General features: G+C 35.0%; 19 protein-coding genes. 13 read left to right on the forward strand and 6 right to left on the reverse strand.

What is annotated here, in order from left to right; genetic code table 11:
- Window position 1 precedes the first annotated feature (1 nt).
- Complete coding sequence (locus AAGD93_RS00415; RefSeq protein WP_341819520.1) at window positions 2-622, forward strand: oxidoreductase; 621 nt, start codon at window positions 2-4, stop codon at window positions 620-622.
- A complete protein-coding gene (locus AAGD93_RS00420; RefSeq protein ID WP_341819521.1) occupies window positions 606-1157 on the forward strand; it encodes a 5-formyltetrahydrofolate cyclo-ligase in 552 nt (183 codons plus the stop codon). The genes AAGD93_RS00415 and AAGD93_RS00420 overlap by 17 nt, the downstream gene beginning before the upstream one ends.
- A 53-nt stretch (window positions 1158-1210) precedes the next feature.
- On the opposite strand, the gene AAGD93_RS00425 is transcribed toward AAGD93_RS00420, so the two are convergent.
- Window positions 1211-2245: a hypothetical protein gene (locus AAGD93_RS00425; protein ID WP_341819522.1), complete on the reverse strand. Its 1035-nt coding sequence runs from the start codon at window positions 2243-2245 to the stop codon at window positions 1211-1213.
- A gap of 136 nt (window positions 2246-2381) precedes the next feature.
- On the opposite strand from AAGD93_RS00425, the gene elbB reads away from it, so the two are divergent.
- Both elbB and AAGD93_RS00435 read left to right on the forward strand, forming a co-directional pair.
- Window positions 2382-3089, forward strand: coding sequence for an isoprenoid biosynthesis glyoxalase ElbB (gene elbB / locus AAGD93_RS00430; RefSeq protein ID WP_022626165.1), 708 nt, complete (start codon window positions 2382-2384; stop codon window positions 3087-3089).
- Window positions 3090-3264: 175 nt separating this feature from the next.
- Complete coding sequence (locus tag AAGD93_RS00435) at window positions 3265-3573, forward strand: hypothetical protein (protein ID WP_039963709.1); 309 nt, start codon at window positions 3265-3267, stop codon at window positions 3571-3573.
- A 2-nt stretch (window positions 3574-3575) separates the two neighbouring features.
- On the opposite strand, the gene AAGD93_RS00440 is transcribed toward AAGD93_RS00435, so the two are convergent.
- Complete coding sequence (locus tag AAGD93_RS00440) at window positions 3576-5420, reverse strand: penicillin-binding protein 2 (RefSeq protein WP_341819523.1); 1845 nt, start codon at window positions 5418-5420, stop codon at window positions 3576-3578.
- Window positions 5421-5440: 20 nt separating this feature from the next.
- On the opposite strand from AAGD93_RS00440, the gene ispH reads away from it, so the two are divergent.
- From ispH to hemA, 5 genes are all read left to right on the forward strand, one after another.
- Entirely contained in the window at window positions 5441-6370 is a 930-nt protein-coding gene (gene ispH / locus AAGD93_RS00445) for a 4-hydroxy-3-methylbut-2-enyl diphosphate reductase (RefSeq protein WP_341819881.1), read from the forward strand.
- Between the two features lie 610 nt (window positions 6371-6980).
- The gene (locus AAGD93_RS00450) at window positions 6981-7238 is read left to right on the forward strand and encodes a hypothetical protein (RefSeq protein WP_264723794.1); all 258 of its coding nucleotides are present in this window, start codon (window positions 6981-6983) and stop codon (window positions 7236-7238) included.
- Between the two features lie 608 nt (window positions 7239-7846).
- Window positions 7847-9742: a molecular chaperone HtpG gene (gene htpG / locus AAGD93_RS00455; RefSeq protein WP_341819524.1), complete on the forward strand. Its 1896-nt coding sequence runs from the start codon at window positions 7847-7849 to the stop codon at window positions 9740-9742.
- A 37-nt stretch (window positions 9743-9779) separates the two neighbouring features.
- Entirely contained in the window at window positions 9780-13451 is a 3672-nt protein-coding gene (locus tag AAGD93_RS00460) for a hypothetical protein (RefSeq protein WP_341819525.1), read from the forward strand.
- A gap of 71 nt (window positions 13452-13522) precedes the next feature.
- Window positions 13523-14731, forward strand: coding sequence for a 5-aminolevulinate synthase (gene hemA / locus AAGD93_RS00465; protein ID WP_341819882.1), 1209 nt, complete (start codon window positions 13523-13525; stop codon window positions 14729-14731).
- A 118-nt stretch (window positions 14732-14849) separates the two neighbouring features.
- Here the strand turns inward: hemA and AAGD93_RS00470 are convergent, their stop codons facing one another.
- From AAGD93_RS00470 to AAGD93_RS00485, 4 genes are all read right to left on the reverse strand, one after another.
- On the reverse strand, window positions 14850-15545 hold the full coding sequence (locus AAGD93_RS00470; protein ID WP_341819526.1) for an inositol monophosphatase family protein: 696 nt from the start codon (window positions 15543-15545) through the stop codon (window positions 14850-14852).
- A gap of 8 nt (window positions 15546-15553) precedes the next feature.
- Window positions 15554-16120: an elongation factor P gene (gene efp / locus AAGD93_RS00475; RefSeq protein ID WP_006279719.1), complete on the reverse strand. Its 567-nt coding sequence runs from the start codon at window positions 16118-16120 to the stop codon at window positions 15554-15556.
- 62 nt (window positions 16121-16182) lie between these two features.
- On the reverse strand, window positions 16183-16689 hold the full coding sequence (gene rimM, locus AAGD93_RS00480; RefSeq protein ID WP_006279718.1) for a ribosome maturation factor RimM: 507 nt from the start codon (window positions 16687-16689) through the stop codon (window positions 16183-16185).
- 14 nt (window positions 16690-16703) lie between these two features.
- Entirely contained in the window at window positions 16704-17879 is a 1176-nt protein-coding gene (locus AAGD93_RS00485) for an aspartate aminotransferase family protein (RefSeq protein ID WP_341819527.1), read from the reverse strand.
- A gap of 65 nt (window positions 17880-17944) precedes the next feature.
- Between AAGD93_RS00485 and AAGD93_RS00490 the strand changes: the two genes are divergently transcribed.
- From AAGD93_RS00490 to AAGD93_RS00505, 4 genes are all read left to right on the forward strand, one after another.
- Complete coding sequence (locus AAGD93_RS00490) at window positions 17945-19363, forward strand: HAMP domain-containing sensor histidine kinase (RefSeq protein ID WP_341819528.1); 1419 nt, start codon at window positions 17945-17947, stop codon at window positions 19361-19363.
- Between the two features lie 174 nt (window positions 19364-19537).
- A complete protein-coding gene (gene bcp / locus AAGD93_RS00495) occupies window positions 19538-20005 on the forward strand; it encodes a thioredoxin-dependent thiol peroxidase (protein ID WP_065094483.1) in 468 nt (155 codons plus the stop codon).
- Window positions 20006-20021: 16 nt separating this feature from the next.
- Entirely contained in the window at window positions 20022-21101 is a 1080-nt protein-coding gene (recF, locus tag AAGD93_RS00500; protein WP_182319834.1) for a DNA replication/repair protein RecF, read from the forward strand.
- A gap of 542 nt (window positions 21102-21643) precedes the next feature.
- Window positions 21644-21841 carry a hypothetical protein gene (locus AAGD93_RS00505; protein WP_341819529.1) on the forward strand — a complete coding sequence of 66 codons (198 nt, stop codon included), beginning with the start codon at window positions 21644-21646 and terminating at the stop codon, window positions 21839-21841.
- Window positions 21842-21863: the final 22 nt, after the last annotated feature.

The raw sequence follows: 21863 nt of genomic DNA on the forward strand, positions 1-21863 counted from the left end.
CATGAAGAATATAATGCTAATTGGTGGTGGAGTTGGAAATGCAGTGTTATTTTCGATAGGGAAGGCATGTCTTGAAAATAATAACAAGGTTTTGTACTTTGCTGGCTATAAGAAGTTAAGTGATGTATTTAAACGAGCACTGATAGAGCGTGCATCAAACGCAGTAGTTTGGGCATGTGAAGAAGGATTGATAGAAACAAGCAGAGATCAAGATAAATCCTTTCATGGTAATATAGTTGATGCAATAGTCTCTTATCAACAAGGAAGATTAGGTATTAATTTGAACGTTATAGATAAAATCATCACTATTGGTTCTGATAAAATGATGAAAGCTATAAATGAAGCTAGAAAAACAATTTTAAAGCCATATCTGAAATCAAGCCACATAGCAATATCATCAGTTAATTCTCCTATGCAGTGTATGATGAAAGAAATCTGCGCTCAGTGTGTGCAGCAACATATAAATGCGAAAACAGGAGAAAGGAGTTTTGTTTATAGTTGCAGTAATCAAGACCAGGATATGGAGTTTATTGACTTTGACTTTTTAAGTGAGCGTTTGAAGCAAAATAGTTTACAAGAAAAACTTACTGCGAAATGGATAGATCATGTTCAAAGATATTAAACAGCACAAAAAGGAAATAAGAGAGCAATATAGAGCTATAAGAAAAGATATTGATGAAAGTTATTCCAGTTATGCAGCAAATTCCCTTATTAATCTCTTTAATCAGAACTTAAGCTATGTTAAAGGCAAAACAATTGCGGCTTACATTCCAATGGATGGAGAAATAGATGTTGTGCCTTTGATGCATAGTTTACTCGATTTAGATTATAAAGTAGCAATTCCTAATAAAAATAAGTTACTAAAATTTGAGAAATGGAACAAAACAAATGAAGATGTAATTCCCGACACAATCATTACTCCTGTTATTGCTTTTGATGATCATTTTAATAGATTAGGTTTTGGCGGTGGTTGGTATGATACAATGATAAAAAAATTACGGCCGCTTGGAAAAATATTTATAGGTGTAGCTTATGAGAAACAATATTGTAAAAATCTACCTGTAGAACAACATGATCAAAAATTGGATATTATAATCACTGAGATGTGTGTTAGATGTGGAGGTGGATTGCTCAAAAAAGTAGATAGAAAGGAATAGCGTAATCCCACTTTCTAATAGTAATTTTTGCGTCAAAACGCTCCTCAAATGCATCAACCCGGTCCTGTGATTCCTCCTTCACTCACTCGTGCAGCACTTGAAATACCTAAGTGAGAATTTGGCTTCATTTCTTTAACTTTATCATCAACTATTTTTTCCACTTTCTCTATTTTATTATTACCACTGGCCATAATTGCAGGTTGAAAATCTTTCATCAAATCTAGCAATTTCTGCATATCATCCTCTTCATGAGTACTGAGGCCCTTTTCCAGAAGTCTGCTCATATTATCTTCTGAAAAATTTTTAATAACTCCATCACTTATTAACCCCTTTATAGCTGCTAGTTGCTCTTTACTTCGGAGCATTTTTGTTACCCTAATCTTATCCTTAGCGTCTTTTATTTTATTTTCTTCTAACTCAGAAGAGTCTACAATGAGTTGAGTCAATTCCTTATATAATCTATCAAAATTATTCTCTCTTTGTGTAAGCCTAGGCAGCTTATCTATTAAATCTTTACGTGAACTTTCTACTGTTTTTCCTGCTTCAATCACTCCTTCTTTTATTTTTTCACCTGCCTTTACTATACCTATTCCTGCATAACGTGCTCCAATACCTACAAGTGCTATTAATGTAGCAAGCACAATAAGTGGAGAAAATGCTGCTCCTAATACCATTACGGCAGAAGCTATTCCTATTTTTTCATTTGCAGATGCTGATTTAAAATAATTGACTAGATTATCCAGCGGGCCTTTATTATTATTTATAACATTACCTATTGCTTGCTGATTAACAGATTTTAACGCCTCTTCTATTATTTTTGAGTCAACATTTTCAGAAGTTAAACCTTTAAGTGCTTCTTCAATGAGTTTTATAAATAATTCTTTATTTACCTCCTTTTGCAAGCCTTGGTCATTAATCGCTAAATCTAAATCTTTGAGGTTCATCCCTTTAACTTGTTCTGATAGGGTTGTAAATAACTCTTTTTTCCCCTCTTGTGAGGATTGTGCAATACTTTCTATTATATCTGAAATAGCTTTTCTTAGTTCTGGATAGTCAGTGTCAAAAAACATACTATTGCTAGATCCCATATTCAGCTTCGTTGATTATAAATATGCCTAATTATACATACTAATCATTAATTATATTATAATTGATATAACATACCCCTTTCCAAATATAGAATTTGTATTAAAATATCTAGATTATATGAAATCAAGGTACTTTATGGGTGAAAAAAAATTAAAAGCTGCTGTGGTCTTATCAGGGTGTGGTCACCTTGACGGTGCAGAGGTAAGAGAAGCGGTTTTAAGTTTGCTTGTGCTTGATCAGCAGGAAGTGGATGTTAAATGCTTTGCACCTGATATCAATATCACACAAGTTATGAATCATAGAACAAAAGAGGCAACAAAAGAAAAAAGGAATGTACTTGTGGAAGCAGCAAGAATCGCAAGAGGCGAAATATATGACTTAAAAGAAGCCAAAGCTGAAAATTTTGACATGCTAGTTGTACCTGGTGGATACGGGGTTGCGAAAAATTTATCTGACTTAGCTGAAAGTAAAGACATGGTGACAGTAATGCCTGAATTTGAAAGATTAGTTTCAGAATTTTTTGTTACAAAAAAGCCAATAGGAGCGATATGCATATCTCCAGCCATCATTGTTTCAATTTTAAGTAGCAAGATAGGTAAAGAAGAAAGTAAGGTTAAGGTAACTATAGGAGATGACAGAGAACAGTTGATAGAAAGGCTTGGCGGCGAGCACATAAAATGCGATACAGAGTTATCAATAGAAGACGAAGAACATAATGTATTTTCCTGTTCTGCTTATATGCGTAGCGACGAAAGTACATACTCTGTATATCAAGGGATAAAGCATATGATTGACAGCATGGTAAAAAAGATTAACAAAAAAACTAAACAGCCATTCCTATAAGGTGTACTAAATAAGACTTCTCTATTAATCACACAATTAACTGTTGAATTTTACATTTCTAGCTGTATTATGGCTACGTAGCTAAAGTAACTTAGGTTTATCGACGCTTTACTACTTGTTAGCGGTGTGGTGTAGTGGCCATATATGTTTAGTTCTTTTTTTTAAGGTATTTTGTATGTCAGATCTTTTCTATATTGAAACTACGTGTTGTGTGGACGGTCAGTGTGATGTCTATACAGGGGAAGTGAGTTTTAATGATGTCATGTTAGGCAAGTTCAGTCTAAATTCGTGCAGCGGGAAAGAAGCTATGATAAATCTAGACATTATTACATTCGATATTAATATCGCTATTGATGGTCAAAATGGAAAGACAATAAAAAAAGACCTTAAAGGTCTTGAATTTGTAACTAAAGATGATGGTTCTTGGTATATTAATAAGGATTTTGGTAATGATAAATTTGAAATTATAGTAAAGCAATCATAATTTTACATCTCAGGTGTAACATTTAGTATAGGTGCTACTCTATTTATAATGTTTCTTACTATAGGCGCAGCAATTACTCCCCCGGTATGGTGCATCCCTTGAGGCTCATCAATAGCAATTAGCACTATGTACCTTGGGTCAAGCATAGTTAGCACTCCTATAAATGATGCTATGTTTGCATCTTTGCTATATTTACCATCTACAACTTTTTCCGCCGATCCAGTTTTTCCTCCTATTGAATATGCCTTTATTTTTGCTTTTCTGCCAGTGCCATCTGTTACTGCTGCACGTAATAATTTTCTCATTTCTCTGGAAGTTCTTCTTGAGATAATTTGCTCTCCTATACTTCTTTTATTCAACATCAAGGTTGCGTTATGAAATATCCCATTGTTGATTAATGCTGCTGCAGTTTGTGCAAGATGTATAGGAGTTACAGCTATGCCATAACCATAAGATGCTGTTATTAAAGTGTTTTCACTCCATTTATCCGGGATTATCGGTGTGGATTTTTCTGGTATTTCTATTTTCAAAGGAGAAAATAGCTTCATAGCTTTAAAGTATTCTACCTGTTTTTCAATACCTAGTTTGACTGCAATTTTTGCTGCACCAATGTTGGATGATTTTACAAATATATCTTGCACAGTAATTTTTGGAATTTTAGATTTATGAAAATCCTGAATTTTATACTTTCCAATGGTGATTGGTGTTGATACGTCATATAAATCGCTAGTTTTTGTAGCGTTCGCATCAAGCGCTGCGGCTATTGTAAAGTATTTTAATACCGACCCCATCTCATATACCCCAAGACTGGCGCGATTAAACTTTTGTACGTCTTCTGCCTTATTCTGTAAGTTGGGATTAAAATCAGGTAGGCTGACCATCGAGATAACTTCACTATTTCTCACATTTAAAACAATTCCTACTCCGCCAAGTGCCTGATATCTGCTTACAGCTTTAGTTAGCTCTTCATGCACTATGCTTTGCACTCGTGTATCTAAGGATAGTTGAACATATTGATCAGCAGAGCGTGACCATCCCTGTTGGATGACAGAAGATTGTGCAGAAGCTTGGTCTGGTGTCATTCCAGTGCACTGACACTGGAATCCAGTTTTATGCACAATTTCATCACAAACATTGTTTTTGACATATGTTTCTGGAATCCGTTGTTCATCACGTAATTTGTCAGTATTTTTATATCTGGATCCCAGTGTCACGCACTGGGATGACACCATCTGTTGTGTGGGGAATTGCTGTGCAGGAATTGCTTTCAAGTTGCAACATTCATACAACTGTATATCAGGTACTTGGATAACAGAATGTTGTTTGTTTTTACTTATATATGCCTCAACTCCTGCAATACCGTTGCCATCTATGTCAGTGTAACCAAGCACGTGTGAAAATAAATTACTGTGAGGATATATACGTTTTACATCGTTATAGAAGTTTATTCCTGGCACGCCGGCGTTTTTTATTGCTAACAGTTCTTTTGGAGTTAAGTGCCGCTTTATCCAAGCAAATTTCTTTTCTGAAGTAAGTACTCTATATAAGTTCTTGTATTCGAGGTCATGCAAAGTAGAACACAGTTGTGCTGCTATACTTTCCGGATTCTTTACTTTGGTTGCATCTATATATAGTGATGTTGTGGGCACATTTGTTGCTACTACCACTCCATTTCTATCTAAAATATCGGGTTGTTTATGTACTATATTATCTTTTCTAAAATTTTCTGAAGTAGTAAGTTGATCAAATGTGAAAGAGAATATGCGAAAAATAATTATTATATAAAATATAAATAGTGGTACTATAAAATACAGTGAGCGGAGCTTATTTTTAAGTAATGCTTGCATATTTACTTGATTTGACAAAAATGGAAATCATCTTAGCTGAACCACGAGGTTTTTGTGCCGGGGTAAAAAGAGCTGTGGACATATTAGCTATTACTTTAGAAAAATATAAAAACGAGCGCCAAGTTTATGTGCTACACGAAATTGTTCACAATAAATATATAGTAGAGGACTTTAAGAGACAAGGAGTGGTTTTTGTGAACAGTATCGAGGAAATTGAAGATAATGGAGGAATACTGATCTTCAGCGCGCACGGAGTATCAAAAAATATAGAAGATGAGGCAAAAAGAAAGGGTATTCAAGTGATTGATGCAACATGTCCTTTAGTCAGCAAAGTGCATAAAGAGGCAAAAAGGTATGAAAACGGTGGTAAAGAACTAATTCTCATTGGGCATGAAAACCATCCAGAAGTTAAGGGAATTAGAGGAAGAGTAAATAATCCTATCATTTTAGTGCAAACTGTGCAGGACGTACGCAATTTAAAAGTTAAAGATCCAGATAATTTATCTTATGTTACACAAACCACGTTAAGCATCGACGACACCCGTGAAATTATTGTTGCTCTGAAGCTCAGGTTTCCAGGCATAACAGGTCCAGATTTAAAGGACATATGCTATGCAACGCAAAACAGACAAAATGCTGTTAAAAAGCTAGCTGAAATTGTAGACATGGTATTAGTTGTAGGAAGTAAAAATAGCTCAAATTCAAACCGCTTATTAGATCTGTGCACTGCCAGAGGAAAAAGAGCCTACTTGATTGATAATTACAGCTGTGTGAATAAAAGCTGGTTTCAGGGCGTAGAAAAGATAGGAATCACTGTAGGTGCTTCCGCTCCTGACATATTGGTTGATGAATTAATGGACTACCTAAAAGTAAGCATGAATGTAGAAGTTTCAGTTATGCCAGGTGGTATTATTGAAAATGTTCAGTTTAAAATACCGAATCTGGTTTAAAACACAACTTATCTACTAAGCTTCTCTTGAAATCACATAAACCAGCATCTATAGCTAAGACGTCATGCCGCGATTCATTAGACTTCTTGCATAACCATATAACAAACTTTTATTGGAAATAGAAACGAAAAAACTTACTTGACAAACTCCGCCAGCCCTCTTATCATGAAACTGAAGGTATTCAGTTATGTTCATCTGTGCAGATTAAACAGCAAGAAAACAACGTAGTTGGCGTCTTATTTTTAATTTTTTGCACTATGTGCACCTTATGTCTTCACAACATTTCTGGGTTTTTACCTATATAAGCTGAAAGGCGCTTATAAGTCGTTTAAGACAGTATAGTACGCCAATTTGCAGGATTAGAGAGTGAACACTAATTACCACGGGGTTTCTTTTGCCTTTTTTTCTGCTTAGTAAATTTCTTAAACATTTAAGCTAAGGTTAGTTGCACTTAAAAGCAGCTAAATTGCAGCGTTTAAGACTTAAAAAAACGCCAATACAGAAAATAGACAATGACCAGGGCTTCTTTTGCCTTTTTTTTCGTTTGGTAAATTTCTTAAATATTTACGGCTAATATGAAGCTAAGTACGAACTTTGTTAAACACAACAAATGGTGTCATTCCAGTCTGGAATCCAGGAAAAAGAATGGTGTCATCCCAGTGCCCAAACACTGGGATCCAGTTTTCTTTACAAATTCACCAAAAGTGTTTCATTCTATAACATAAAACCCATACTCACCAAATCCAATGCATTACTTGCAATTAAGTTTCCTGGATCCCAGTGTCTGGGCACTGGGATAACAAAGGAGGAGGTTATTCCAGTGCCAAGCACAGACCATTTCTGGTCTCTTAAATTGCAACTAATCTAAGTATTAAAAAATTTACCAAACGAAAAAAAAGGCAAAAAAAGCCCGATGGTTGGCTAGTTACTTACATTATACTTTCAAGTATGGCGTTTTTTTATTCTAAACGCTTAATAACCGTGACTCAGCCGCTTTTAAGCCGCAACTAATCTAAATTATAAACGTTAAGAAATTTACTAAACAGAAAAAAAGGCAAAGAAACCCTAGGGTAGCTAATTATTCACTATCCATTTTTTAAGTTGGCGTTTTTTGATGTTTTAAATAGCGTATTTCAGCTTGTGTAGCTAGAAATTTGATAAAGACATGAGGTGCACATAGTGCAAAAAATTAAGCATGATTTACGCCAAATACATTAAGTTTTTTTGTCATTAATCCACTGCAGAGATTGCGAAGATAAATAAATAGCTTCAGTTTCATGATAAGGGGGCTGGCGAAGGGTGTCAAGGAAGTTTTTCGTTTCATCCAATGCGCTGCCAAAAGTTTGTTATGCAAGAGATCCCATAAATTGGGTGTCATAATAACTACACCCACATTAATTTTGGTGTACGTGACCTTGAAAGATCGTGATTCAATACTTAAATTATTAGGGTAGTAGGCAAATAATGGAGCTCAAAATGCATAATGTACAAGAAACTGAAAATTTAAAATTTGACGCTGAGGTAGGGAAAGTACTGAATATAGTGATTCATTCACTTTACACCAATAAAGACATTTTTCTGCGTGAATTAATATCAAATGCATCAGATGCATGTGATAAGTTGCGCTATGAATCTCAACTAAACCCTAATTTGCTAGATTTGAGTGACGAATTAAAAATCACTATCAGCTCCAATAAAGATAAGAACGAGCTATATATCACTGATAATGGCATTGGAATGAATAGACAGGATTTAATAGACAATCTTGGTACAATTGCAAGCTCTGGTACGCAAAAGTTCTTGGATGCGATTAAGAATAGCAAGGATTCAAGCCAAACTGTGGAGCTGATTGGGAAGTTTGGTGTTGGTTTTTACTCAAGCTTTATGGTTGCATCAGAAGTAATAGTAGAATCGAGAAAAGCTGGAGAAGAGGAGTCTTGGATCTGGCAATCCAAAGGAGATGGGGAATATTCAATCAGCAAGTCAGATAATCAAGTCCCTCGCGGAACCAAAATTACGCTCATTATGCATCCTGAAGAAAACGAGTTTTTAGATAAATTTCGTGTTGAAAATATTGTCACTACTTACTCTGATCACATAAATTTTCCTGTTGAATTTATAGACGAAGAAGGAAAAAGTGAAAAGTTAAACAGTAAGGCTGCAATTTGGACTAAGCCAAAAAATGACGTTACTCAAGAGGAGCACAACGATTTTTTCCGCAGTGTTGCCCACGTTGGCGGGGAGCCCTGGATGATATTGCATAATAAAAATGAAGGTGCAATAGAATATACAAATTTGCTTTATGTTCCTTCTATAAAACCTTTTGATTTATTCCATCCAGATAGACGTTGCTCTGTTAAGTTATATGTAAATAAAGTATTTATCACTGAAGATAATGTACAGATCATACCGCAGTATTTACGTTTCTTGAAAGGTATTGTTGATTCACCGGACTTACCTCTTAATATCAGCAGAGAAACGCTGCAGAATAATCGTGTTGTTGAGCAGATCAGAAAATCTCTCACTAAGCGTGTGATATCAGAGCTCGGTAAAAAAGCAAAAGAGAATTTAGAGGAATATACAAAATTCTGGACCAATTTTGGTGCAGTTTTAAAGGAAGGTCTTTGTGAAGCTATGCCAACTGATGAGAGAGAAGCGCTGCTCTCAATTTGCAGATTTAATAGCACCGGTGATGAGAAGTTGATCAGCATTGATGATTATATAAGCAGAATGAAGCCTGAGCAGGAACATATCTATTATCTCACCGGAAATAGCCTCGATTCAGTGAAAAACAGTCCGCAACTTGAGGGGTTCGTCAGTAAAGGGCTGGAGGTTCTTCTGTTCGTTGATCCAGTGGATGATTTCTGGACTAGTGTAATTCATGAATATAAAGATCAAAAGTTTAAGTCTGTGACTCGCGCTGATGTTGATTTGGAAAAATTCTCTTCAGAAGAAGATAAGAAAAATGAAGAAAACAAATCGAATGAAGAAAAAACTGAGGAAACTATATTGCAATATTTTACTACAGTGCTCGGAGATTCAGTAAAAAGCGTAAAGATCTCTAAAAAGTTGACGGACAGTCCTGTGTGTTTAGCGGTTGATGAAGGTACTATGGATCTTCGCATGGAGCGTTTTTTGCGTGAACAAAAGCAGTTAAATTACCGCACGCCAAAGGTGCTGGAAATCAACACTAAACATCCTGTAATAAAAAATATAATGAAATCTCACGCTGAAAATGGTGAAAACCCAACATTGGAAGACATGATTCATTTATTATTTTACCAAGCTTGTATAGTGGAAGGTGAAGAGATGGACAATGCAAGCCTGTTTGCTAAGAGACTGAATAATTTGCTTGGCAAGATTTCTGTTTAATGCTATACTTAGTTTAGTTATTAATTAGGGGTAAAACATGTTTGGTCCAGGTTTTAGAGACTTTGTATCACAGGATACAACTTCACATGGCCAATCAAATCCTGAAAGATTAATCAAAAGTTGGTATGGTTTTGAAAAACCAGATTCTGAAGATTCAGGTAATTGTTCAGAGTCTGAAGGAGAGTTTGAAGTTTTAGATGGCAAAAGTCAAGAGATACCAGCTAATCCATGTGATACACCCCCTGAAAATCTAAGTTTAGAGAATGCAATACTTGCAAACTTTCCTGATGGTTGTGATAGGTCGTTTACTGTAGAGTTAAAAGATGAAGATTCATATGGTATCATTCCTAAAAACTTAACTTTTGCTGAGATAATAAATATCTTAAATCAAGCTGTAAGGGAAGATGATTGTGAAGAACTAGACAAGGTTGTACAAAATATTGAAGATTATGAAGGCAGGTCTATTACGCTGGATAATGTAAATTTAAAGAGTTTTTGTGAGCAACAACTTAACTTAGATTTACGAGATAGAAGCGGTCATCAACATATATACTCAAATGTACTATCACAGTATAAATTTGATCAGGAGAATTCTGAGTGTGATTATTCAGTAAAAGAGTTGGTACTATTAGCAATCGCAGCTAATAACAAACTGACAGAAAAATACCAGGACATACTTTTTGCTGAAGGAAATTTAAGTCTTTTACCTGTACTTGTTGGTGGTCAAAAATATATTGAAGCTTTTATAGAAAAATTCCATGGTACCGATGGAGTTTATGGAAGATTAAAAGGTCAAGCTATACAACTTGTCGAACCTAATAAGATTGGCTTTTTCTCAGTTATAGCACTAAGAAAAGAGCAAGAATTACTAGAGACAGTTTTTGTCGAATACGTTTTAAGAGATTTTGGACAGGTGTTAAAAACAAGTAAACCTAATCCTTTGTATGGTGTGCTTGAAACAGCATCTCTGATCAAAAATGAAGAATTCATCACGATAGTGCTAGGTGCATTTGAAAGATATATTAATGAGCCAACTAAAAAAGCCTCAACAGAAGAGTTATTAAAAAAGAGCTTTGCTACCTTGTTAGAAACTGTGGTAAGTCAAGAACGCATATCTGTCATTGAATACTTGTGCAAACGATACACTAATAGTGCAGATCATGCCATTTACGATGTATATGAACAAGCATTTGCGGATGATAAAGTTATTACAATACTAAGGCAACAAATCCTGAAAAACATAGGAGCTCGTGGCAGAAAAGAAATTTATGATTTAATTCTGAAAACTGCTTTGGGTGCTGGCAATATTGCATTTATTGAGCGCCTATGCAAAGAATGTGCTGAATGCAGCAATGATGTTATTAATTATCTTGATCATAAACTTAAAAATAACGAATTTGATGAAACATATAAATCAACTCTAGTTGCATTGTCTAATGTTAAAAACACAAACACAAACACAAACGTTATAGTCAATGTGCTTTTTTACACTGAAAAAATCTATCAAAACGTATCACATGAGCAAGTAGTCAGGCAAGCCATACGAAATATACTGAGAAATGCAACACGCTACTCAACAGGCCAAGAAGATTACTCCTTAGTCAAGGAAGTATGTTACTTATACACAGAAGAGGGTGCAATTAACGTAATTTTTCAAGAGGAGTGTAGGATTTTTAAATCTAGCATAGAAAAGCGCATAGAAGATCTGGAAAAGGAAAACAAATTATTACAATCTGAAGCTTTACGTGAATATAATTACAGCTACTTGCCAGGTATTGTAAATGGATTAGCTCAGACTGCTTACGTAGCATATGATGAATACACTAAAGATCCAAAAGACAATAAACGTCAAGAGAATACTGATCTTATATTCAGTTTAATGCAAATTAGAAATATTCTGCAATTTTCTATTGATGTGCAAAAATATTCCTGTCATGAACGTCAAGATTTGTGGGATGAAATGTGCCAAACTCCTGGAACTTTTATAATACGAAAAAGAAGTAATAACGTTGCAGATGAATTAGAAATTCCAGTTATAACAAGTGACATTCTATCAGAAAATCCAGGACTTGAAAGTGCTGGCAGTCAACAACCACAAGAAAATGTGGACAGACGAGAAAATATTATGAATAATGAAGAGGCTTCAATAGAGCAAGCTGTAGGTAATGATTGTAGAGGAGGTAAAATAGGTAAAAGAAGCAAACAAAAAGGTGTTAGGCTACTTGCTAGTTTTGTTAGAAAAAAGATTAGTGAAATTATAAGCAAAGGTAATGATAACTTAAACTTAGAAGAGGAATTTAAAGATATCCTGAAAAATGAACACCATAATTCTGTACTAAAATACGCGAAAAGTCAAGAAGTTCACTTTAAGGATAAAGTAGTAGCTTTTTTAACCCCCCAAAAAAGTAAGAAAAATGGTGCTCAAATCAATGGCAAGCAGTCTACTAATCCAAGTAATACTGTACCACCTGTTCAACCAACTACACCTGAAACACCTAATGCTTCTTCAAGTGAGAATAAAATCTCTGAACAAAAAGATGGTACTCAAACTAGCACCAGGCAGCAAGAAGTGTTTCCTTTTTATCCTTATATGCAGAACGGTCATGTGCTTCCAAGTGGAAGTCTTAACCCTATTACCGAAATGGGAAATACACAGAATTTGCAATCTGCAGTTTTAAGTAGTCAACAGCTTGCTTTCCGCAATGTCATTGAAATTTTCAACAAGCATGGTAGAGAGGGTTTTACTTCGCTTAAGCTTGTGGTACAGGAGTTTCTTCGCAATGGAATATCAGAAATCCAACTTCCTACCTCTAATGGTTACATTACCCTTAATTTGAATACGATCAACAAAGCAGGTTCAGAAGGATTGCAAAATATAGTAAAAGTACTTACAGATTCGTATAAGAATGGTGCACTTAATGATAGAACTCGCAATGCTATTGAGACACATGATGATATTGACGATTATAGGCTATTTTCAGAGAAAGATCCAACTCTAACACCTACGCCAGTGCCAACGCCGAATCCGATACTAACATCAATACCGGGCCAAGTGCCAACATCAGTGCCTCCAGTAACTAGTGAAAGCTCTGCTACGCTCAATAGTCCACAGCCTTCAGTAGCTAACAACAAATCTGAGCAGGTGAATGATGCTCAAACCACCACCAGGCAGCAAGAACCGAATCCAATTCCAACACCTACACCGGTGCCAACGCCGAACCTAACACCAACACCGAATCCAATTCCAACACCTACGCCGGCGCCAACGCCAGGACTGACACCGGATCTAACACAAGATCCAATTCTAACACCTACGCTGGTGCCAACACCGAATCTAACACCAACACCGAATCCAGTGCCAACACCAGAACCAGTGCCTTCAGTAGCTAACAACAAATCTGAGCAGGTGAATGATACTCAAACCAATGGCGGGTTGCCTAATAATTCAGGCAAAAATAATGCTATTCCACAAAATACAAAAAGTAGTAAGCTGCCTGTTATAGCTGCTTCTGCACTTGCAATAGCTGGTATTATTTCAGGGGTGGCTGTTGCAGTTTACTTGGAAATGTTAGCGGTAGGAATAGCAGTTGGAGCTGGTTGTCTTATTGTAGCTATAGTTACCTACTGCTATAGGCCTAAAACCTTAATTGAAAACGATAAGGTCGAAAAGGTTGATGATATGCAAAAAAGTACACCTTGCTGTAGCTGACGATGAATAAATATAGTAGTCTATCGTTTAATAATTTATTATAATTATGTTAATTATTAGTGAATAAAAACTTGGTAAACTACGAAGAAATATTCTTAAATAAAATCAAAGATATAAAAGAGGAGGGGCGCTACCGTGAATTTACGCACTTTGCGTCATTGCCAGGTAGGCTCCCCCACATTATGGACTATGAAAGAAATAGGGAAGTAATTGTTTGGTGCAGTAATAACTATTTGGGAATGTCACAGAATGAGAGTGTTATTGCTGCTATTCAAAATTCATCTGTTGGTGCTGGAGGAACAAGAAATATATCTGGTACAACAAAAGAGGTTGTCGAACTTGAAAAATCCTTAGCTTGTTTGCATAAAAAAGAGGCTGCTTTAACTTTTGCTTGTGGCTACCTTGCTAACCAGACTACACTTAGCACTTTATCGTCTGTTATTCCGGGCGTGGTAATTTTTTCAGATGAGAAAAATCATTCTTCAATGATAGAAGGCATAAAATCAGGAAAAAGGCCAAAACATATATTTAAACACAATAATGTTAATCATCTAGAGCAGTTACTCAAGTCTATAGACAAAAAGACACCAAAAATAATAGCACTTGAATCCGTATATTCAATGGATGGCGATATAGCGCCGCTTAAAGCAATATGCGATCTTGCAGATCAACATAATGCAATTACCTATTTGGATGAGGTGCACGCAGTTGGCATGTATGGTTCACATGGTGGCGGAATTGCAGAAAGAGAAGGCCTGATGGATAGAATAACCGTTATTCAAGGTACACTATCGAAGGCTTTTGGAGTGATGGGTGGGTATATAGCGTCTTCAAAGAGCTTGGTAGATGTAATAAGAAGTTCCGCTCCAGGATTTATTTTTACCACTGCTATGTCGCCTGTTTTAGCAGCGGCAGCAAAGGCAAGCGTTGAGCACCTAAAATCGAGCAACATTGAAAGGGAAAAGCAAAAGCAAGTCGTTGAAAAAGTAAAAAACTCACTGAGAAATGCAGGAATTAACTTCATTCCAACAGAAACTCATATAATTCCAATAATAATTGGCAACTCAGAGTTATCCAAAAAAGCATCAAAATTATTATTTGATGAGTATGGAATATATGTTCAACATATAAATTACCCGACAGTTCCAAGAGGAACTGAGCGTTTCCGTATTACCCCTACACCTTATCATACCGATGAAATGATAGAGCATTTAACAGAATCTCTTGTAAAAGTTTTCGAAAAGTTGTCTATCTCTGTAGCCTGTTTATGCTATAGCTAGTACAGCCCTACGTCATACCGCGATTTATTCGCGGTATCTCAGCATGGATTCCGCTAACAAGTAGCGGAATGACGAGTTTTACGCTTATCAAATTGTAGGTAAACATAAATTACTTTAGCTATAGTTTTATATCTCCAGCAATGATTAGCCCGTTGTCTTCCGTTAGCCTTCCACCGCTTTCTTGCAGAAAAAGTCTACCGAGCAAGGCTTTATATTTGTTAACTCCAGAGTAAATTATTCCACTGTGCCTTCCTGCCGCAAGGTATGCAAAGCCTAAAATTGTTGAACCTATGGAGCGTACATTACTATTGCCAGGCAGCAATTTATTTAACAAATTACCACTTACATCTATTAGACCCCCTTCACGGCTTTTCACTCGCATTTTTACATGACGAGATCTAAAATCCTCAAGAAAAGCACCTTTCTTTTCTTCTGCCCAAAAAGTTTCTCTAAGAGCCGGAGCATCAATTACAGCTGCCACAACTTTATTTTTATGAATGAGACAGACTGATACTGCAAAATAAACCATGCAACTAGAAAAGTTCTCCCTGCCCTCTATAGGCATAATAAACCAGGTATAAGTGTCATCTTTTACTTCTTGATCAGTATCATCTTCAAAAATAAAACCATAGTCTTGTTTGTAATCGTGCAAGCAATCGTATATGGTTTGCTTGGATTTTGAATAAGTTTTATTAATAAAGTCTGCTGATTTAACATTAGAAATTTGCAATTCATTAAAATCGCGCATAAGCTGCCTGGAAGCATTACGCACAGAATCAAGCATCACATTAATTCGTGGTGATGAGATGGACATTCTTCTTTTTACTCTTTCACTCTTTCATAATAGCTGTCACCTGGAGTATATACTACAATTTTATCCTCTTCTTTTATAAACTGAGGCACGTTAACGCGCATTCCGTTTTCTAAAATTGCAGGCTTATAAGAAGCAGTAGCAGTTTGTCCTTTAATAACAGACTCTGTTTCTTTCACAGCAAGTGTAACATAATCAGGCACATGCGCAGAAATTATTTTGTCTTGATAAGCTACAACTTTAATTTTCATGTTATCCTGTAAATAAATCTTTTTTTCTCCCAATAAGTCCAAATTTATAGTGATTTGCTCGTAATTACTTGGATGCATAAGATTTACAATGTTTCCTTCAGTGAAAAGGTAAACATATTCCTCTTCATCTAAAATTGCCCTTCTGATTGTTGCATCAGAACGAAATCTTTCATAGTGTTTTGCTCCGGTCTTGATATTTTTCATTTCAGCTTGTATGTATGCACCACCTTTACCAGGTTGAGTATGCATAATACCTACAACCAAAAATAATCCGCCGTTATGTTCCAACACCTGACCTGGTCTAATATCGTTAGCTCTTTCTGCCATAATTACATTTTCAGTTTGATCTTACAATTATAAATAGCTTTATATAAATATCAAAGTCTTTATTAGTCAATAAATTCTGGTATATTTAATACTATATACCTCCCCTTTATATTTATATGTGGAAATATCTCTTTAGTGAAAGACAGCATAATACGTTTTTTTGTGCTGATAACTAAAATTTCTAATATATCCCCTGAGCCGAAATTATACACAGATTTTACATAGCCATATAATTCATTACTTTTCAGCCTTACTTCCATATCTACAAGGTCACTTTGGTAAAATTCATCCTCATCATTTAGCTCTGGTAACTTGCTTCTTTCTATATATAGCTTCTTATTCCTTAAAAGCTCTGCTTCATTACGGGAATTTACTCCGCTTATTGTAGCTATTACTAAATTATCACCTATGACGGATACTGAGTCTATTTTATAATTCTCATCACCACTTATTAGCTTACCATATAAGGAGATATTTTCAGGCTTTTCAGTAAAGGTTTTTACTTTAACAGCTCCTTTAATTCCGTGAGGAGAGGTAATAATTCCTAAGCATACCAGATTGTCGTTCATATTAATGCAAGTATCTAATCAGAAGATTTCTCAGATAAATATTGAGTCAAAATCTCGATGCCTTCATCAATCTCTTTTTCAGTGATAATGAGTGGAGGTAAAATTCTCACAACGTTATCTGATGTTACCCCAACAGTAAGCAAGCCGCGATGACTTAACTCTTCTGCAAACTTTTGATTGTCTGCTTTCACTTTTATTCCAAGCATTAACCCTTTCCCTCTTACTTCCTCTATTATTGGAAATTTACTTGCTAAGTCTTCTAGTTTATTTTTTAAGTATTTACCTCTAATTTCAACATTTTTCAAAAAGCCGGGGCTGAGCAATTCTTCGAGCACAGCATTACCTACTGAGGTTGCAAGCGGATTGCCACCAAAAGTGGAACCGTGCATACCAACTGCCATATATTTAGCAGCCTTTTCAGTTGCAAGACAAGCCCCCAGCGGAAACCCCCCGCCTATTCCCTTTGCAAGAGCACATATATCAGGTTCCACTCCTATATGTTCGTATGCGAATAATTTTCCTGTCCTACCAGCACCGCATTGTACGCAATCAAAAAATAACAATATGTCATTTTCATCACACAGCCTTCTTAGTTCTTTCATAAAGACTTCATTCATTACTTTGATACCACCTTGCCCTTGTATTGGTTCTATTAATATAACGCCTATACCACTTGAAATTGCTTTCTTTACGCTCTCAATATTGGGCTCGATGTTATCACACCAATCAGTACAGGGACTCAGTAATTCAGAAAATTTCTGTTTATCGTTTGCAGCACAAGTTAAAAAGGTTCTTCCATGAAATGCACCATGGAATGTTAAAATTCTGTGACGATTTTTATTGCCTTTTCCATTTTGATAGATCCTAGCAATCTTAAGCCCACATTCTACTGCCTCTGATCCAGAATTTGAGAAAAATACAGTGTCAGCGAAACTATTGTTTATTAATTTTTCTGCAAAATTATTGGCAGCAGGTATATTATAGGTATTTGATATATGCCATAATTTTTCTCCTTGCAATTTTAGAGCACTAATTAATCGCGAATTAGTGTGACCTAAGCTACTAACGGCTATTCCGGAGTGAAAATCTACGTAGCGCTCACCATCAACATCATATAGGTAGATACCTTTGCCATGAGAAAAATTTATATTAACAGGAGAATAAACTGGCAAAATAGGAGAAATTGTCATAAAATATTATATGCTAAATTTTATTATTAATAACATAAAAACCGTTGTTTCACAATAAGAAGGATATGTATAAGCTAGGTAAGTTGATGTTTTCTGCGTTGAAGAAAAACAAATACACAAAAGTTATTGTATTACTCTCATCGATCTTTATGATTTTATTCAGTGTGATATATTGTAATCATTTACTAAGGAGTAATTTCCTTTCTTCTTACCGTGATTCAAGTGTAAACTTAAAAACCGTACTGGAAAATGGCATAATAAAAAAATACCATTATTTACTAATAGAAAAGCATCACATTAAATACAAAAATTTTGACTACATAAACCAACTAGTAAAACTACGTGCTGAATTATTACAATCAGTGAGCAAAGTAAAGGATTTCAGCTTAATACTGTATGATCAAAACGGCAGAATAATATTCAGTAATTTTAACACTCAAGATTATGATTATGAACAGTTACTTACAAACGATGAAATTGATAAACTATTAAGTAACCAAGAAATATTTTATACTACAGGAAATACATTAACTTCTATTTTCCCTATATTCCATGAAAATAGCGCTAAACCGTCGTTTTTTTTGAAGATTCTTCGAAGCTACAATAATTATTATGTTATAGCATATGGCCTATTTTTAGGCTTATTATTAATAATTTTAATATTAATAATGTTCTATTTGCACTTTTCTAATACCAAAATGCTGGCCAAGCAACATAAAACTAACATTGAATTACAGCAGATAAAAGAGGCATTAGAGCAAGAAAATGCAAACAAGCTAAAGTTTTTTGCAAGCGTTACACATGAGTTACGCACACCTCTTAATGCTATTATTGGATTTGCAGAGTTGATCAAAAATGAAACTTTAGGTTCAATGGATAACTCTCAATACAAGGAGTATGCAGACGATATATATAATGCAGGGACGCATTTACTTGCTTTAATTAACGATGTGCTCGATTTTTCTAAAGCTGAATCAAGTAGTTTAACAGTAGAAAAAGTGAAGTTTAACCTGAACAAAATAATGGATTCATGCATAAATATGCTATTACCTAAATTAAGAGAAACTGAGATTAATTTAAAAAAAGAGATACCTAATAAGCAATTATTAGTTATTGCAGATCCTAAGAGAATGAAACAAGTTATAATAAATTTATTATCAAACTCAATCAAATTTACCCCAAAGGGTGGTTTAATAAGAATGGTGGTAAAAGAAAATATAGAAAAAAACTTATTAACTATTGAGTTTCATGACAATGGAATAGGGATAATGCAGCAGGACATATATAAAGTTATGTCTGTTTTTGGCCAAGCAGATTCGGGGTATAGAAACGAAGGTACGGGCATCGGATTGCCGCTAAGCAAGAAATTAGTAGAGTTAATGGGTGGAACTTTTGACATTAAAAGTGAAGCAAAACTTGGTACTACGATAACATTGAACTTCTTTTATGAAGAACAAACATGTGAAGATTCGATTGATTTTTAATAGGATCTATTGATATGGTCTTGAAAACCACACTTTATCAAAAGCGGCAAGCCGAGAAGGCAGTTATCAATAAGCCCACTGTCAAGAATCTTATCTGTGTTAGCTATATATAAAATTTGATACTCTGACTACAATATACTACTATAGATAGAAGTGTTATTAATGGAGCAAGGTATGGAATTAGCAGTAGGAAATAATGCACCCGATTTTAGCTTGCCAGCAGATTCTGGTGAAAATTTATCACTGAGTGAATTTTTTGATAAAAAAAATGTAGTTCTTTATTTTTATCCTAAAGACGATACTCCGGGTTGTACAATGGAGGCAAAAGGCTTTAGAGATAAAATAGATGATTTTTCTTTCCTTGACACAGTGATAATTGGTGTATCAAAAGATAGTGTTAGATGTCACACTAACTTCAAAGCAAAATATTCTCTGCCGTTTTCTTTAGTTTCTGATGAGAATGCTGAAATGTTGGGAAAATATGGTGTTTGGGTAGAGAAAAGTATGTTTGGCAAAAAGTATATGGGAATAGAACGCACTACTTTTTTAATAGATAAAAAAGGTAAAATAGTGAAGATCTGGAAAAATGTAAAAGTTAGTGGACATGTTGATGAGGTTCTGGAAGAAGTAAAGAGAATATAAACTAAAGAATAGGTTAATGGCTACCCATTGCTACATAAAAAAGCTGAAATTACATAATTTTCGTAGCCACTCAAACTTTGAACTGGATTCAGATGATAGCTCAGTTGTAATAACTGGCAAAAACGGTATTGGTAAAACTAATATACTTGAAGCAATCTCGTTGCTTGCTAAAAGCAATGGAATGAAAAAAGCAAAAGCCAGTGAGATACAAAATAGATTCAGTAATGAAGATTGGGTAGTGCACTATGATTTTTTTAATGGAATGGATTTTAATTCAATTGGTATCGCAAAGAGTTTTGATAAGAAACTAATACAAATTGATGGAAAAACGCAATCGAGTTATTCATCTTTGTATAAGATATCCAATGTAATATGGCTGATTCCACAAATGGACTATGTTCTTCTTAATTCTCCAAGTGACAGATTAAAATTTTTAGACCGTATAGTCTCACTGTTTGAGGAAAATTACACTTGCTGCTACATGAAACACAGAAAAGCTAAACGTGAGCGAAGTAAACTGTTGAGAGAGAACACCTTGGACGAAAATTGGCTCTCTAGTCTTGAAAACATAATGGCCGTTAATGCAGTTAGTATTTTACGTATGCGATCGTCTGTTTTAAAGACACTACAAGACACAATTGATAACCATTCCAGTGAGTTTTTTCCGAAGGCAAGTTTGAAATTCAGCAGCCAGCTAACTTTGGACGATACTGCAGAATATTTTCAGAATCGTCTAAAGGAAAACAGAGAAAAAGATTCATTGACTGGTAGAGTAACCTTTGGTGTGCATAACGATAATTTTCGGGTTTTTTGTCAAAAAAGAAACGTACCAATAAATCTGTGCTCCACTGGAGAACAAAAGTTATTACTGCTTTCTATTATTTTATCCAGTGTAAAAGCAAGGTGTATTCATTACAATAAGGCACCACTTCTTCTACTTGATGATATAATGTCTCATCTGGATAAACATTACAGAAAGGCGTTAATGGAGGAAGTGTTAAGTATTCAATGTCAAACTTGGATAACTGATGTAAATCAAGATAATTTCAATAGCTATCTTTATTCTTTCAAGTTTTTTGAATTATCAAATGAATAGTACCTCTTTCAAAGCTCATACAGGCAACTCCCAATTGTAAATTCCGGCAATTAAACCTCAAACCAAAACATTTCTGTTTTTTTTACTTTAAATTAAATGCAAAAGTTACTTTACAAACTTCGCCAGTCCCCTTATCATGAAACTGAAGCTATTTATTTATCTTCGCAATCTCTGCAGTGGATTAATGACAAAAAACTTAATGTATTTGGCGTAAATCATGCTTAATTTTTGCACTATGTGCACCTCATGTCTTTATAAAGCTTCTAGGTTTCTACCTATATAAGCTGAAACGCGCTTACAAAGCGTTTAAGACAGCAAAAAACGTCAAATTGACAAGGGAGAATTTGAATACTAGCCACCCTAGGGTTTCTTTGCCTTTTTTTTCGCTCAGTAAATTTCTTAATGTTTATAATTTAGATTAGTTGCGGCTTAAAAGCAGCTGAATCGCGGTTATTAAGCGTTTAGAATAAAAAAACGCCATACTTGAAAGTATAATGTAAGTAATTAGCCAACCACGGGGCTTCTTTTGCCTTTTTTTTCATTTGGTAAATTTCTTAATATTCATAGCTAAACGACAACTGTTATTCCGCTGCTTGTTAGCTGATGAGATACCGCGAATGAATCGCGGTATGACGGTATGCGGCGGCATGACGATAAGCCTTGTCATTCCAGCGCGTGACGCTGGAATCCAGACTTTAACTGATATGATTACAGAAAGAGAATTTATTAGGTATTCATAGACACTGAAAGTGGTCAGCTTGA

Source organism: Wolbachia endosymbiont (group A) of Brachyopa scutellaris, assembly GCF_964026995.1.
In the GTDB taxonomy this organism is placed as follows: domain Bacteria; phylum Pseudomonadota; class Alphaproteobacteria; order Rickettsiales; family Anaplasmataceae; genus Wolbachia; species Wolbachia pipientis.